This window comes from Klebsiella sp. AqSCr (assembly GCF_008452795.1).
In the GTDB taxonomy this organism is placed as follows: Bacteria; Pseudomonadota; Gammaproteobacteria; order Enterobacterales; family Enterobacteriaceae; genus Klebsiella; species Klebsiella pneumoniae.
The window spans coordinates 2,227,842-2,241,080 of the sequence record NZ_MJDM01000005.1; the positions used below are offsets into that span (position 1 = coordinate 2,227,842).

Consider the following 13,239-nt stretch of genomic DNA (forward strand, 5'->3'; position numbering starts at 1 on the left):
GTTGGTTCCTCATAACCCTGCTTTCAAACTTGCTTCGATAAATTGGTCCAGGCTGCCGTCGAGCACCGCCTGAGTGTTGCGGGTTTCCACCCCGGTACGCAGATCTTTAATACGCGAGTCATCCAGCACGTAAGAGCGGATCTGGCTGCCCCAGCCGATATCGGACTTGTTGTCTTCCATCGCCTGCTTCTCGGCATTTTTCTTCTGCATCTCCAGTTCATAAAGCTTTGCTTTCATCTGCTTCATGGCCTGGTCTTTGTTCTTGTGCTGCGAACGGTCGTTCTGGCACTGCGTCACCAATCCGGTCGGGATATGGGTAATACGCACCGCGGATTCCGTACGGTTAACGTGCTGACCACCGGCGCCGGAGGCGCGGTATACGTCAATGCGCAGGTCGGCCGGGTTAATTTCGATATCGATATCGTCTTCCACTTCCGGGTAAACGAACGCGGAGCTGAAGGAGGTATGACGGCGGCCGCCGGAATCGAACGGGCTCTTACGCACCAGACGATGAACGCCGGTTTCCGTACGCAGCCAGCCGTAGGCGTAATCGCCAATGATCTTAATGGTCACGGATTTAATCCCCGCGACTTCACCTTCGGATTCTTCGATGATTTCGGTCTTAAAGCCGCGCGCTTCCGCCCAGCGCAGGTACATGCGCATCAGCATGCTGGCCCAGTCCTGGGCTTCGGTGCCGCCGGAACCGGCCTGAATGTCAAGGTAGCAATCGGCGCTGTCGTATTCGCCGGAGAACATGCGGCGGAACTCAAGCTGCGCCAGCTTCTCTTCCAGGGTATCCAGCTCGGCGACGGCTTCGTTAAAGGTCTCTTCGTCGTCCGCTTCCACGGCCAGATCCAGCAGGCCGGCAACGTCTTCCAGCCCCTGGGACATCTGATCCAGGGTATCTACGATGGCTTCCAGGGAAGAACGCTCTTTACCCAGCGCCTGGGCGCGTTCGGGTTCGTTCCACACGTCCGGCTGTTCCAGCTCGGCGTTTACTTCTTCGAGACGCTCTTTCTTGGCATCGTAGTCAAAGATACCCCCTAAGAACGTCGGAGCGCTCCGTGAGGTCCTGAATGCGGTTTTTTACCGGATTTATTTCAAACATGGTCGGTTTCTTTTAATGGATTTGTCAAAATGCGGTGATAAGAGCGGAATTCTACCGGATTCGCGCCCTTATTCCTACACTGTTGTCAATTTGGCCAGAGGTGATCGATGATCAGCTGCAGGCTACGGTTGCCGCGGAACTCGTTGATGTCGAGCTTGTAGGCTAACTGGACTTCACGCACGCCGTTATCCGGCCAGATGGAAGTATCAACGTTGAAGGCGATACCGTCCAGCAGCGGCCCGCCGTCAACCGGTTCGACCATCACCTTCAGGTGACGCTCGCCCACCAGCCGCTGCTGCAGCAGGCGAAAACGACCGTCAAATAGCGGTTCCGGGAACATCTGCCCCCACGGCCCGGCGTCGCGCAGCATCTGCGCCACTTCCATGCTCATCTCCGCCGCCGCCAGCGGGCCATCGGAAACCACCTCGCCCTGCAACAGCGCAGGATCCAGCCATTCGGTCACCAGCTCGCCGAAGCGCTGTTGAAACTCTTCAAAACGCGCCTCCTCCAGCGATAAGCCCGCCGCCATCGCGTGGCCGCCGAACTTCAGGATTAGCCCGGGATAAAGCGTATCAAGGCGCTCCAGCGCATCGCGCATATGCAACCCCTGAATGGAACGACCGGAGCCTTTCAGCGTGCCGTCGCCGGTAGGCGCAAAAGCGATAACCGGGCGATGGAAGCGCTCCTTAATCCGCGAGGCGAGAATGCCGACTACCCCTTGATGCCATTGCGGATGGTACATCGCCAGCCCGCCGGGCAGGGTATCGGCGCTGCGCTCCAGCTGCTGACAGAGCGTTAGCGCTTCCGCCTGCATCCCCTGCTCAATCTCTTTGCGCGTCTGATTAAGCGCATCGAGCTCGTTGGCCAGCACCCGCGCTTCGCCGATGTTGTCGCACAGCAGCAGCGCGACGCCGACCGACATGTCGTCCAGCCGTCCCGCCGCGTTCAGGCGCGGCCCGAGGGCGAAACCGAGGTCGCTGGCCGCCAGCTTTTGCGGATCGCGGTTGGCAATTTCCAACAGCGCCTTAATACCGGGCCGACATTTGCCGGCGCGAATGCGGCTTAACCCCTGCCAGGTGAGGATACGGTTGTTAGCATCCAGCGGCACGACGTCCGCGACGGTGCCAAGCGCCACCAGATCCAGCAGCTCGGCAAGGTTCGGCGCGGGGATGCCGCGAGCGTCGAACCAGCCTTTATCGCGCAGAAAAGTGCGCAGCGCCAGCATCAGATAAAACGCCACCCCCACCCCGGCCAGTGATTTTGACGGGAAGTCGCAATCGCGCAGGTTGGGATTAACGATAGCTTCCGCCGCCGGCAGCGTCTCGCCCGGCAGATGGTGATCGGTCACCAGCACCGGGATCCCCAGCGCATGGGCATGATCGACGCCGGCATGGGACGAGATCCCGTTGTCGACGGTCATGATCATCTGCGCGCCGCGAGCATGGGCCTGATCGACCACTTCCGGGCTTAAACCGTAGCCGTCTTCAAAGCGGTTCGGCACCAGATAGGAGACGTTGCCGTAACCCAGCGCGCGCAGGGCCAACACGCTGAGCGCGGTGCTGGTGGCGCCGTCGGCGTCAAAATCACCGACCACCACGATGTGCAACCCTTTCTGGAACGCGTCATGCAGCATCTCGACCGCTTTTTCAACGCCGGTGAGCTGCGTCCAGGGGAGCATGCCTTTGACGCTGCGCTCCAGCTCCTGCGCGCTGCGCACCCCGCGGCTGGCATATAGCCGCTGCAGCAGCGGCGGCAGGTCGGCGGGGAGTTCGACGCCGTCAACCGCCTCGCGGCGGCGTAGTTGTATCTGTTGTTTCACGCGAATCAGTTACCGCTTGTCTGTTTTTTGTGCTCATCGAGGAACGCCTTCAGCTCTTTCGGCCCCTGATAGCCCGGCAGCACCATGCCGTTACTGAGGACCATCGCCGGGGTGCCGTTGACGCCCATCTGCACGCCGAGGGTGTAATGTTTGGCGATATCTACGTTGCAGCTCGCCGGCTGCACGCCTTTACCATTCATGGCGTCATCCAGCGCTTTGTTGCGATCTTTCGCGCACCAGATGGCCTTCATGTCCTGCTCCGCCTGGCTTTGCAGACCCTGTCGCGGGAAAGCCAGATAGCGCACGGTGATCCCCAGCGCGTTGTAGTCGCTCATCTGCTCGTGCAGTTTATGACAGTAGCCGCAGGTAATATCGGTGAAGACGGTGATGACGTGCTGCTCCTTCGGCGCTTTGTAGACAATCATCTCATTGCTCAGCGCGTTCAGCTTACCCAGCAGCAGCTGGTTGGTGACGTTGACCGGCTGCGCGCCGCTCACGTCGTACATCGGCCCCTGGATGATATGTTTGCCGTCGTCGGTCACGTACAGCACGCCGCTGTCGGTCAGCACCGTGCTCATCCCGGAAACCGGCGATGGTTGAATATCGGTGCTCTGCACACCCAGCTTCGCCAGCGACTGTTTAATTGCCGCGCTATCGGCGTGCGCCGCTCCTGAAAGGGAGGCCGCCAGCAGGGTGAACATCAATAAACCTTTTTTCATACTCAGTCCTTTTGTTCAGCACTCACGCCCGCGGGTGGTGCTGTTGATGAAGTTGTCGCAGACGCTCGGTCGCCACGTGGGTGTATATCTGCGTGGTGGAGAGATCGCTGTGTCCTAACAGCATCTGCACCACGCGCAGATCGGCGCCATGATTGAGCAAATGCGTGGCGAACGCATGGCGTAACACGTGCGGGGAAAGCTTTTCGCTGTCGATCCCCGCCAGTACGGCATAGTGTTTAATCCGATGCCAGAAGGTCTGGCGCGTCATCTGCTGGGCGCGCTGGCTGGGAAATAAGACATCCGACGCCACGCCGTTCAGCAGCCAGGGGCGACCATACTCGAGGTAATTTTCCACCCACAGTACCGCCTCTTCCCCCAGCGGCACCAGCCGCTCTTTGTTGCCTTTTCCCACCACCCGCAGCACGCCCTGCCGCAGGCTGATGTCGCTCATCGTCAGCCCCACCAGCTCCGAGACGCGCAGGCCGGTGGCATACAGCACCTCCAGCATCGCTTTATCGCGCAATTCCAGCGGCTGCTCCACCAGCGGCGCCTGCAGCAGGCGCTCAACCTGCGCCTCACTGAGATCTTTTGGCAGCCGCTGCGGTAGCTTCGGCGAGGCCAGCAGCGCGCTGGGATCGTCCGGGCGAATTTTTTCCCGGTACAGATGCTGGAAAAAACGGCGCACGGCGCTCAGCAGGCGCGCGGTGCTGGTGGCTTTGTAGCCGCCGGACTGCCGCTCAGCCAGCAGCGCCTGCAGATCGTCGCTGCCAACGCTTGCCAGCGACAGGCCGCGATGGTGCAACCACTCAACTAACATCGTCAAATCGCGACGGTAGGCGCTGAGCGTATTCTCCGCCAGGTTGCGCTCCAGCCAAAGGGCATCGAGAAACTGTTCGATTAGTGCCAGATCCTGTTTCACATCGGCCTCTTTGTTCGTTAAACGCTCTCATTATGCCTTAAGAGGACGCCTTTCTGGTACACTGCCCGCCATTCACGGCAAGAATCGAGATGTTTACGCGATGAATATAGGTCTGTTTTACGGCTCCAGTACCTGCTACACCGAAATGGCCGCGGAGAAAATCCGCGATATCATCGGCCCCGAACTGGTGACGCTGCACAATCTGAAAGATGACTCCCCCGCGCTGATGAGCCAGTACGACGTACTGATCCTTGGCATCCCGACCTGGGATTTCGGCGAAATTCAGGAAGACTGGGAAGCGGTCTGGGATCAGCTGGACACCCTGAACCTCGAGGGAAAGATCGTCGCGCTGTACGGCATGGGCGATCAACTGGGCTACGGCGAATGGTTCCTTGACGCGCTCGGCATGCTGCATGACAAGCTGGCGACCAGGGGCGTGAAGTTTGTCGGCTACTGGCCAACCGAAGGCTATGAGTTCACCAGCCCGAAACCGGTGATCGCCGATGGCCAACTGTTCGTTGGCCTGGCGCTGGATGAAACCAACCAGTACGACCTGAGCGACGAGCGCATCCAGAGCTGGTGCGAGCAGATCCTCGGCGAAATGGCCGAACACTTTTCCTGACGCGGCTTACTCCTGCGCCGGTTTTTGCAGCACCAGCCGGCGCAGATCGCGCCACTCTCCGGCGTCCATGCTGTCCGCCGCCAGCCAAAGATGCTGTCCGCGCCGGGTATCGACATGGCGCAAACGCAGCAGCATACCGCTATTGATAACCCACGGCGTCCCGAGGATCTCCCATTCGGCGTTTTGCCAGCGAAGACGGGAATCGGTGAGCAGTTTTATCTCCCCGCGACGGGCATGGATCCGCCGCTGGCTGCGCACGCAGTCGAAGACCACCAGCGACAGCAGCAGCAGCCAGATCGGGGTATAGCTCAGCGGCCAGGGAACCAACAGCACCAGGGCCGCCACCACGCCGTGAAGCAGCAGGGAAAACCACTGCGCGCGCCAGGAGATACGGAGATCAGATTGCCACAGGACCACGTTCCCGATTCCGTGTCTGAATTAAGGTTACCATCCGCTGCAGCTCCGCATCGGCCGGTTTGCCGTGGTTCATCAGCCAGTTGAACAGATCCGGATCGTCATTTTCCAGCAGGCGAATGAACAGCTGTTTGTCAGCGTCGCTGAGGGTATCGTACTCATACTCAAAGAACGGCATGATGGAGATGTCGAGTTCGCGCATCCCGCGGCGGCATGCCCAGTGGATACGTGCTTTATTGTTAATGTCCATGTTGACCTTCCAGCAGCAAAATATAGGTTAGTTTAACCCGTTTTCTGCCGTAACTTTACAGGAATATCGCTGAATGCGAGCATCCTTCCATAAAAACCTTAAAATAATGATGGGTTTATTGATTCCCTGCGTCAGGCGGCTGTCTCACGCCAGCGCACAAATGGCCTGTTGAAAGCACTTGCAATGCACTATAGCTCTTTTACCATTGGTCACACACACTGCGTTAAGCGATTCAGGATATGACTATGGCTTTTACACCTTTTCCTCCGCGTCAGCCTTCCTCTTCCGCTCGTCTGCCGTTAACGCTGATGACCCTGGATGACTGGGCGCTGGCGACAATTAGCGGGCCGGACAGCGAAAAATATCTGCAGGGGCAGATTACCGCCGATGTGAGTCATCTCACCGATGCCCAGCATCTGCTTGCCGCCCACTGTGATGCCAAAGGCAAGATGTGGAGCAACCTGCGCGTATTCCGTCGCGAGGGCGGCTTCGCGTGGATTGAGCGCCGCAGCCTGCGCGACGCGCAGCTGACCGAGCTGAAAAAATATGCCGTCTTCTCCAAAGTCACCATCGCCGCCAACGACGATCTGGTTCTGCTGGGAGTAGCCGGCTTCCAGGCGCGCGCCGCGCTGGCGCCGCTGTTCGCCGCCTTGCCCGACGCTGCCACCCCGGTGGTCAGCGAAGGCGCCACCAGCCTGCTGTGGTTTGAACACCCGGGCGAGCGCTTCCTGCTGGTGACCGATGTCGACACCGCCAACCGCGTCACCGACGCGTTGCGCGGCGAAGCGCAGTTTAACAACAGCCAACAGTGGCTGGCGCTGAATATTGAAGCCGGTCTGCCGGTTATCGACAGCGCCAACAGCGGGCAGTTCATTCCGCAGGCCACCAACCTGCAGGCGCTGGGCGGCATCAGCTTCAAAAAAGGCTGCTACACCGGCCAGGAAATGGTCGCGAGGGCGAAATTCCGCGGCGCCAATAAGCGCGCGCTGTGGACGCTGTCAGGGACCGCCAGCCGGGTGCCGGAAGCCGGGGAAGACCTGGAGCTGAAGATGGGCGACAACTGGCGCCGCACCGGTACGGTGCTGGCAGCCGTACAGCTGGATGACGGAAGCCTGATGGTCCAGGTAGTGATGAATAACGACATGGAACCGGACAGCCTGTTCCGTGTACGCGACGATGCCGGCAGCCTGAGCATCAAACCATTGCCGTATTCGCTGGAAGAAAATTAAGGAAAAGTTCCCGGCTTGCGGCGCTTGCGCCTTAGCCGGGCTACCCGGCCGCAGAATATCGTAGCCACGGTAAGCGTAGCGCCACCGTGGAATTTCCAGGCCGTAGAGTATTGTAGCCACGGTAAGCGCAGCGCCACCGTGGGATGTTTATCAGGACTGGCCGATGTAAAGATAAATCGCCAGGAAGTGACACACGCTGCCGCCGAGCACGAAGCCGTGCCAGATAGCGTGGTTATAAGGAATACGTTTGCAGACGTAGAAGATGACCCCCAGCGAGTACACCACCCCGCCAACCGCCAGCAGCGTTACCCCGCCCACCGCCAGCTTCACCGCCAGCTGATAGACCACGATAAGCGACAGCCAGCCCATGGTCAGATAGGTCACCAGCGACAAAATTTTAAAGCGGTGCGCGATGGTCAGCTTAAACAGGATCCCCAGCAGCGCCAGGCTCCAGATGACGATCATCAGCCCCTTCGCCAGCGGTGAATTCAATCCCACCAGCAAAAACGGCGTGTAGGTCCCGGCAATCAACAGGTAGATAGCGCAGTGGTCGAATTTCTTCAGCCACTGTTTCGCCCGCTGATGCGGGATCGCGTGATAGAGCGTGGAAGCGAGGAACAGCATAATCATGCTGCCGCCGTACAGGCTGTAGCTGGCGATCGCCGTCGCGCTGGCGTTTGTATCCGCCGCCTGCACCAGCAGCAACACAAGGCCGACGATACCGAACACCAGCCCGATCCCGTGGCTGATGCTGTTGGCAACTTCCTCTGCCAGAGAATATCCCTGAGTGATTAATGGTTTGCGAACCATACTGGACTCCGTGAAAACAAGAACGCTTTCATTGCCCACTTAGGGTAACTGAGAATGATTCCAGTGAACACCTGTTAGCTAAAATAAAACGATGTATATTTGTAAATACATTAAAATCAAAAAGTTACATTTTTATTTCAACTCACAGCTGTTCCTGATTATCTTAAAGCGTTTTGAATTCAATGACATAAAACTGGCTCTCGCCAGGATAGATGTCGCTGATGACCTGCCGCAGCTGCCCGAGAGTCATATTCTCCTGTTGCGCATGCTGTTCGGTCAGCGTATCGAGCGTCACCGTCGAGGTCGCGGTCACGGCGATGGTGCAAAAATAGCCGTCATCTTCATAGCGCCCAACGCGCAGCACATCGCCGGGCTTAAAGTGCGACTCCGCTGCATCGCGAATGGTGATGGTTTTGCGCCCGGCGAGGATGTCGTCCTGAAAACGCTGAAAAAAGGTAATGTCATTGGCCTGCATGATATAATTCCGTCCTGGTCATTATGAATTGTGAGTTCGCCCTGTGAGTATGTTCTCCCACGCCGCTGTCGCCAGTCTCAATAATCTTGAGATGATGGTCTACCACTACGTCATTAAAAATCGTGACAAAGTGATGTACATGACCATCCGCGAACTGGCCGAGGCCGCCGGGGTCTCCACGACTACCGTGTTACGCTTCTGCCGCAAACTGCAGTGCGAGGGCTACTCTGAATTTCGCGTGCGCTTTAAATTATATCTCGAGCAGAATGAGCCTCAACAGGCAAATATCGGCGCCAGCGAAATAATGAGCTTTTTTAAAAGCGTCAATAATGACGAGTTCGATGAATTACTCGAGCAGGCCGTCGATATTATTCTCGCCTCCGAACGTATTATTTTTGTCGGCGCCGGCACCTCCGGCGCGCTGGCGAAATATGGCGCACGCTTCTTCTCCAACGTCGGTAAATTCAGCAACCATATTGACGACCCCTATTTTCCGGTAACCAACGATATGGCCCGCAACGCGCTGGCGATCGTGCTTTCCGTCTCTGGCGAGACGGAAGAGATCCTGCGCTTTGCCAGCCAGTTCAGCCTGCATCATTGCAAGGTGATGTCGATTACCAGCCATGAGCATTCGCGGCTGGCCAAACTGGCTGATTTCAATCTCTCCTGGCACGTGCCGCAGACGCGCATTGGCGGCGTCTACGATATTACAACGCAAATTCCAGTGATCTATATTCTCGAATCCCTCGGACGTAAATTAGCGAGCAAAATCAGCTAAAAATAACAGCCTGTTTTTTTGATGTAACATATTACCTTTGGCGGAATTTGTTATATCGTGACATTCACTTTCACTTTGCTAGACTCGAGAACAATAGTTATTAGAGAGATTAGCCAGGATGAAAAAATTAACCCTTCCGAAAGATTTTTTATGGGGCGGCGCGGTCGCCGCGCATCAGGTTGAAGGCGGCTGGGATCAGGGCGGCAAAGGCCCCAGCATCTGCGATGTGTTGACCGGCGGGGCGCACGGCGTGCCGCGCGAAATCACCCACCAGGTCGAAGCGGGAAAATACTACCCGAACCACGAAGCCGTCGACTTCTACGGTCGCTACAAAGAAGACATCAAACTGTTCGCCGAGATGGGCTTCAAATGCTTCCGCACCTCTATCGCCTGGACCCGCATCTTCCCGCAGGGTGACGAAACCCAGCCGAATGAAGAGGGGCTGAAGTTCTACGACGACATGTTCGACGAGCTGCTGAAATACAACATCGAACCGGTGATCACCCTCTCCCACTTCGAGATGCCCCTGCACCTGGTGCAGCAGTACGGCGGCTGGACCAACCGCAAAGTGGTCGATTTCTTTGTACGCTTCGCCGAAGTGGTCTTCGAGCGCTATAAGCACAAAGTGAAATACTGGATGACCTTTAACGAGATCAACAACCAGCGCAACTGGCGCGCGCCGCTGTTCGGCTACTGCTGCTCCGGGGTGGTCTATACCGAGCATGACAATCCGGAAGAGACCATGTACCAGGTGCTGCACCACCAGTTCGTGGCCAGCGCGCTGGCGGTGAAAGCGGCGCGGCGCATCAACCCGGACATGCAGGTCGGCTGCATGCTGGCGATGGTCGCCCTCTACCCTTACTCCTGCAAACCGGAAGATGTCATGTTCGCCCAGGAGTCGATGCGCGAGCGCTACGTCTTTACCGACGTCCAGCTGCGCGGTTACTACCCGAGCTATGTGTTGAATGAATGGGAACGCCGCGGCTTCAACATCAGGATGGAAGACGGCGACGCGCAGATCCTGCGCGAAGGTACCTGCGCCTATCTCGGCTTCAGCTACTACATGACCAACGCGGTGAAAGCTGAGGGCGGCACTGGCGACGCCATTTCCGGTTTCGAAGGCAGCGTGCCGAACCCGCACGTCAAAGCTTCCGACTGGGGCTGGCAGATTGACCCGGTCGGCCTGCGCTATTCTCTGTGTGAACTGTATGAGCGTTATCAGAAGCCGCTGTTTATCGTGGAAAACGGCTTTGGCGCCTACGACAAAGTAGAAGCTGACGGCAGCATCAACGATGACTACCGCATCGACTACCTGCGCGCCCACATCGAAGAGATGATCAAAGCGGTCACTTATGACGGCGTCGATCTGCTGGGCTATACCCCATGGGGCTGCATCGACTGCGTCTCCTTCACCACCGGGCAGTACAGCAAACGCTACGGCTTCATCTACGTCAACAAACACGACGATGGCACCGGCGACATGTCCCGCTCGCGCAAGAAGAGCTTTAACTGGTACAAAGAGGTCATCGCCAGCAACGGTGAGAACCTGTAACTAACCGCCCTCTCCCGGCCGGGGGAGGGCTAATTGCTTATCCGCCAGACACTTCTTTACAGCTTTACCATTGCCAAAACCCGTTCGCCCGTTAAGATAAGCCTCGTGAATATTTGAGGCAATCATGATTAAGCGACAACGCAAAGCCATTCTTTTTGTCCTCCTGGCCTGTCTGGTGGTGCTAACCTGCACCGCTCAACGGATGGCCGGGATGCACGCGCTGGTCATGAACCTCACCGCCGACAGCCCGTCGCTACAGCAAAACCAGGATCAGGCCGAGGCGCCGGTCACGCCGTGCGAGCTCAGCGCCAAGTCGCTGATGGCCGTTCCGCCGATGCTGTTTGAAGGGGCGCTGTTGGCTATCACCCTGCTGCTGGCGGTGCTGGCGGCGATCCCGCCGCGTATCGAACGCCAGTGGCCTCCCCGCGTTATCTCCTCACCCCGATTGCGGGTGCATCTGCGATTATGCGTCTTCCGTGAGTGATTGATTCTCCTGACAGTTCAGGTTAATTCATCACTTACGGAGCAAACTTATGTATATGGTATTCAGGCGACTACTGGTCTGCCTGCTTTGGCTATGGCTGCCCGTCAGCCAGGCCGCCGACAGCGGCTGGCTGCGCGCCGCCGACAATCAACACGCCAGCGTGCGCCTGCGGGCGCAAACCGAGAGCAATGGCGACACTCGCCTGCTTTTAGACGTAGCGCTGGAAAAGGGCTGGAAAACCTACTGGCGCTCGCCAGGGGAAGGCGGCATCGCGCCGGCTATCGCCTGGCACACGCCGCTGGAGGTGAACTGGCGCTGGCCGACGCCGCAGCGCTTCGACGTCGCGGGCATTTCCACTCAGGGCTATCACGGCGACGTCAGCTTCCCGATGACGCTGCGCGGGAAGATACCGCCGACGCTTAGCGGCGTCCTGACGCTCTCTACCTGCAGCAATGTCTGCATTCTCACTGACTACCCCTTTTCGCTGGATATGACGACTCCGGCGGGGGAGCGATTTAATTATGATTTTACCCGCGCGATGGGCACACTGCCGCTGCGCGATGGCCTGACTTCGCAGCTGACCGCCAGCTACGTCAGCGGCAAACTGACGGTGACCGCCCGCCGCGATGCCGGCTGGCAGCAGCCAGCGCTGTTTATCGACAGCATGGAGGATGTCGATTTCGGCAAGCCGAGCTTTACCACCCGCAGCGATACGCTGACCGCCACCGTACCGGTCACCGATAGCTGGGGCGAAGCGGCGCCGGATCTGCGCGGTAAAACCTTGTCGCTGGTGCTGGCCGATAGCGGTCAGGCGCAGGAAAGCCAAGTCGCCGTCGCCGCCGGCAGCGCCGCGCCGGGGCTGGCGTTAGGCTGGGTGCTGCTGATGGCGCTGGCCGGCGGGCTAATTCTCAACGTCATGCCCTGCGTGCTGCCGGTGCTGGCGATGAAGCTCGGCTCGCTGGTGCAAACCGAAGGTCGCGAACGCGGCGCGGTGCGGCGGCAGTTCCTCGCCTCGGTATTTGGGATCGTCGTCTCGTTCCTGGCGCTGGCGCTGATGATGACCGCGCTACGCCTGGGGAATCAGGCGCTCGGCTGGGGCATCCAGTTCCAGAACCCGTGGTTTATCGGCGCGATGGCGCTGGTGATGGTGCTGTTCAGCGCCAGTTTATTGGGGCTGTTCGAAATCCGCCTATCCTCCAGCGCCAGCACCTTCCTCGCCACCCGCGGCGGCAACGGCTTAATGGGCCATTTCTGGCAGGGCGCCTTCGCCACCCTGCTGGCGACGCCCTGCACCGCGCCGTTCCTCGGCACCGCCGTGTCGGTGGCGCTGGTGGCGCCCCTGCCGCTGCTGTGGGGCATTTTCTTCGCCATGGGGATCGGCATGAGCCTGCCGTGGCTGCTGATCGTTGCCTGGCCGGGTCTGGCGCAACGACTGCCACGCCCGGGCCGCTGGATGAATCATCTGCGGGTGGTGCTGGGGCTAATGATGCTTGGTTCAGCGCTATGGCTGGTCAGCCTGCTGACGATCCACATCGGCCGTACGCCGGTGCTTACCCTGCTGGTGATGCTGGCCATCGCCCTGCTAGTGGCCACCGCCTGGCGCTACCGCTGGCGGACGGCGCTGCGCGCGGGCGCCCTGGCCATCGTGGTGGCGGGCGCCGTCGCCTTTGTTGCCCAACAGGACGGCCAGGGCCCGCGCCGCGACCGGGTTAACTGGCAGCCGCTCAGCGAGCAGGCTATCGCCAGCGCCCTGGCGGAGCATAAACGGGTATTTATTGATGTCACCGCCGACTGGTGCGTGACCTGTAAAGCCAATAAATACAACGTGCTGCTGCGCGACGACGTCCAGCAGGCGCTGTTAGCGCCAGATGTGATCGCCTTACGCGGCGACTGGAGCCGCCCCTCCGCTGACATTAGTCAGTTTTTAACCGCACGCGGCAGCGCCGCGGTGCCGTTTAACCAGATTTACGGACCGGAATTGCCGCAGGGACAGATTCTGCCTGCGCTGTTAGACCGCGAACACCTTCTCGCCACCCTGTCCGCCGCTAAAGGAAAATAAC

Annotated in this window: 14 protein-coding genes; 6 read left to right on the forward strand and 8 right to left on the reverse strand. The window is 58.9% G+C overall.

What is annotated here, in order from left to right:
• Positions 1-9: 9 nt before the first annotated feature.
• From prfB to xerD, 4 genes are all read right to left on the reverse strand, one after another.
• A protein-coding gene (prfB, locus tag BHE81_RS14830; RefSeq protein WP_095858446.1) for a peptide chain release factor 2 occupies positions 10-1,108 on the reverse strand; the annotation gives its coding sequence in 2 pieces (ribosomal slippage) (positions 10-1,032 and positions 1,034-1,108; 1,098 coding nt in all).
• 85 nt (positions 1,109-1,193) lie between these two features.
• A complete protein-coding gene (gene recJ / locus BHE81_RS14835; RefSeq protein WP_004149758.1) occupies positions 1,194-2,927 on the reverse strand; it encodes a single-stranded-DNA-specific exonuclease RecJ in 1,734 nt (577 codons plus the stop codon).
• 5 nt (positions 2,928-2,932) lie between these two features.
• Positions 2,933-3,646 carry a bifunctional protein-disulfide isomerase/oxidoreductase DsbC gene (gene dsbC, locus BHE81_RS14840; protein ID WP_004185548.1) on the reverse strand — a complete coding sequence of 238 codons (714 nt, stop codon included), beginning with the start codon at positions 3,644-3,646 and terminating at the stop codon, positions 2,933-2,935.
• A gap of 22 nt (positions 3,647-3,668) precedes the next feature.
• Positions 3,669-4,565 carry a site-specific tyrosine recombinase XerD gene (gene xerD, locus BHE81_RS14845; protein ID WP_004144729.1) on the reverse strand — a complete coding sequence of 299 codons (897 nt, stop codon included), beginning with the start codon at positions 4,563-4,565 and terminating at the stop codon, positions 3,669-3,671.
• A gap of 100 nt (positions 4,566-4,665) precedes the next feature.
• On the opposite strand from xerD, the gene fldB reads away from it, so the two are divergent.
• Complete coding sequence (gene fldB / locus BHE81_RS14850) at positions 4,666-5,187, forward strand: flavodoxin FldB (protein ID WP_002916308.1); 522 nt, start codon at positions 4,666-4,668, stop codon at positions 5,185-5,187.
• A gap of 6 nt (positions 5,188-5,193) precedes the next feature.
• On the opposite strand, the gene BHE81_RS14855 is transcribed toward fldB, so the two are convergent.
• Both BHE81_RS14855 and sdhE read right to left on the reverse strand, forming a co-directional pair.
• Positions 5,194-5,604, reverse strand: coding sequence for a protein YgfX (locus tag BHE81_RS14855; RefSeq protein ID WP_002916310.1), 411 nt, complete (start codon positions 5,602-5,604; stop codon positions 5,194-5,196).
• Positions 5,585-5,851 (reverse strand): FAD assembly factor SdhE, encoded by a 267-nt coding sequence (gene sdhE, locus BHE81_RS14860; protein ID WP_002916312.1) that lies wholly within the window; start codon positions 5,849-5,851, stop codon positions 5,585-5,587. The genes BHE81_RS14855 and sdhE overlap by 20 nt, the downstream gene beginning before the upstream one ends.
• A 245-nt stretch (positions 5,852-6,096) precedes the next feature.
• Between sdhE and ygfZ the strand changes: the two genes are divergently transcribed.
• A complete protein-coding gene (gene ygfZ, locus BHE81_RS14865) occupies positions 6,097-7,080 on the forward strand; it encodes a tRNA-modifying protein YgfZ (protein WP_023342614.1) in 984 nt (327 codons plus the stop codon).
• 150 nt (positions 7,081-7,230) lie between these two features.
• On the opposite strand, the gene trhA is transcribed toward ygfZ, so the two are convergent.
• Both trhA and yqfB read right to left on the reverse strand, forming a co-directional pair.
• On the reverse strand, positions 7,231-7,890 hold the full coding sequence (gene trhA / locus BHE81_RS14870; RefSeq protein WP_002916317.1) for a PAQR family membrane homeostasis protein TrhA: 660 nt from the start codon (positions 7,888-7,890) through the stop codon (positions 7,231-7,233).
• Positions 7,891-8,053: 163 nt separating this feature from the next.
• Positions 8,054-8,365 carry a N(4)-acetylcytidine aminohydrolase gene (yqfB, locus tag BHE81_RS14875; RefSeq protein WP_004144734.1) on the reverse strand — a complete coding sequence of 104 codons (312 nt, stop codon included), beginning with the start codon at positions 8,363-8,365 and terminating at the stop codon, positions 8,054-8,056.
• Positions 8,366-8,414: 49 nt separating this feature from the next.
• Between yqfB and BHE81_RS14880 the strand changes: the two genes are divergently transcribed.
• From BHE81_RS14880 to BHE81_RS14895, 4 genes are all read left to right on the forward strand, one after another.
• Positions 8,415-9,143 carry a MurR/RpiR family transcriptional regulator gene (locus tag BHE81_RS14880; protein ID WP_023342613.1) on the forward strand — a complete coding sequence of 243 codons (729 nt, stop codon included), beginning with the start codon at positions 8,415-8,417 and terminating at the stop codon, positions 9,141-9,143.
• Between the two features lie 118 nt (positions 9,144-9,261).
• Positions 9,262-10,695 (forward strand): 6-phospho-beta-glucosidase BglA, encoded by a 1,434-nt coding sequence (bglA, locus tag BHE81_RS14885; RefSeq protein ID WP_002916322.1) that lies wholly within the window; start codon positions 9,262-9,264, stop codon positions 10,693-10,695.
• 124 nt (positions 10,696-10,819) lie between these two features.
• A complete protein-coding gene (locus BHE81_RS14890; protein ID WP_004185561.1) occupies positions 10,820-11,179 on the forward strand; it encodes a hypothetical protein in 360 nt (119 codons plus the stop codon).
• Between the two features lie 49 nt (positions 11,180-11,228).
• Positions 11,229-13,238 (forward strand): protein-disulfide reductase DsbD family protein, encoded by a 2,010-nt coding sequence (locus BHE81_RS14895; RefSeq protein WP_009308616.1) that lies wholly within the window; start codon positions 11,229-11,231, stop codon positions 13,236-13,238.
• The last annotated feature ends 1 nt before the right edge of the window (position 13,239 follow it).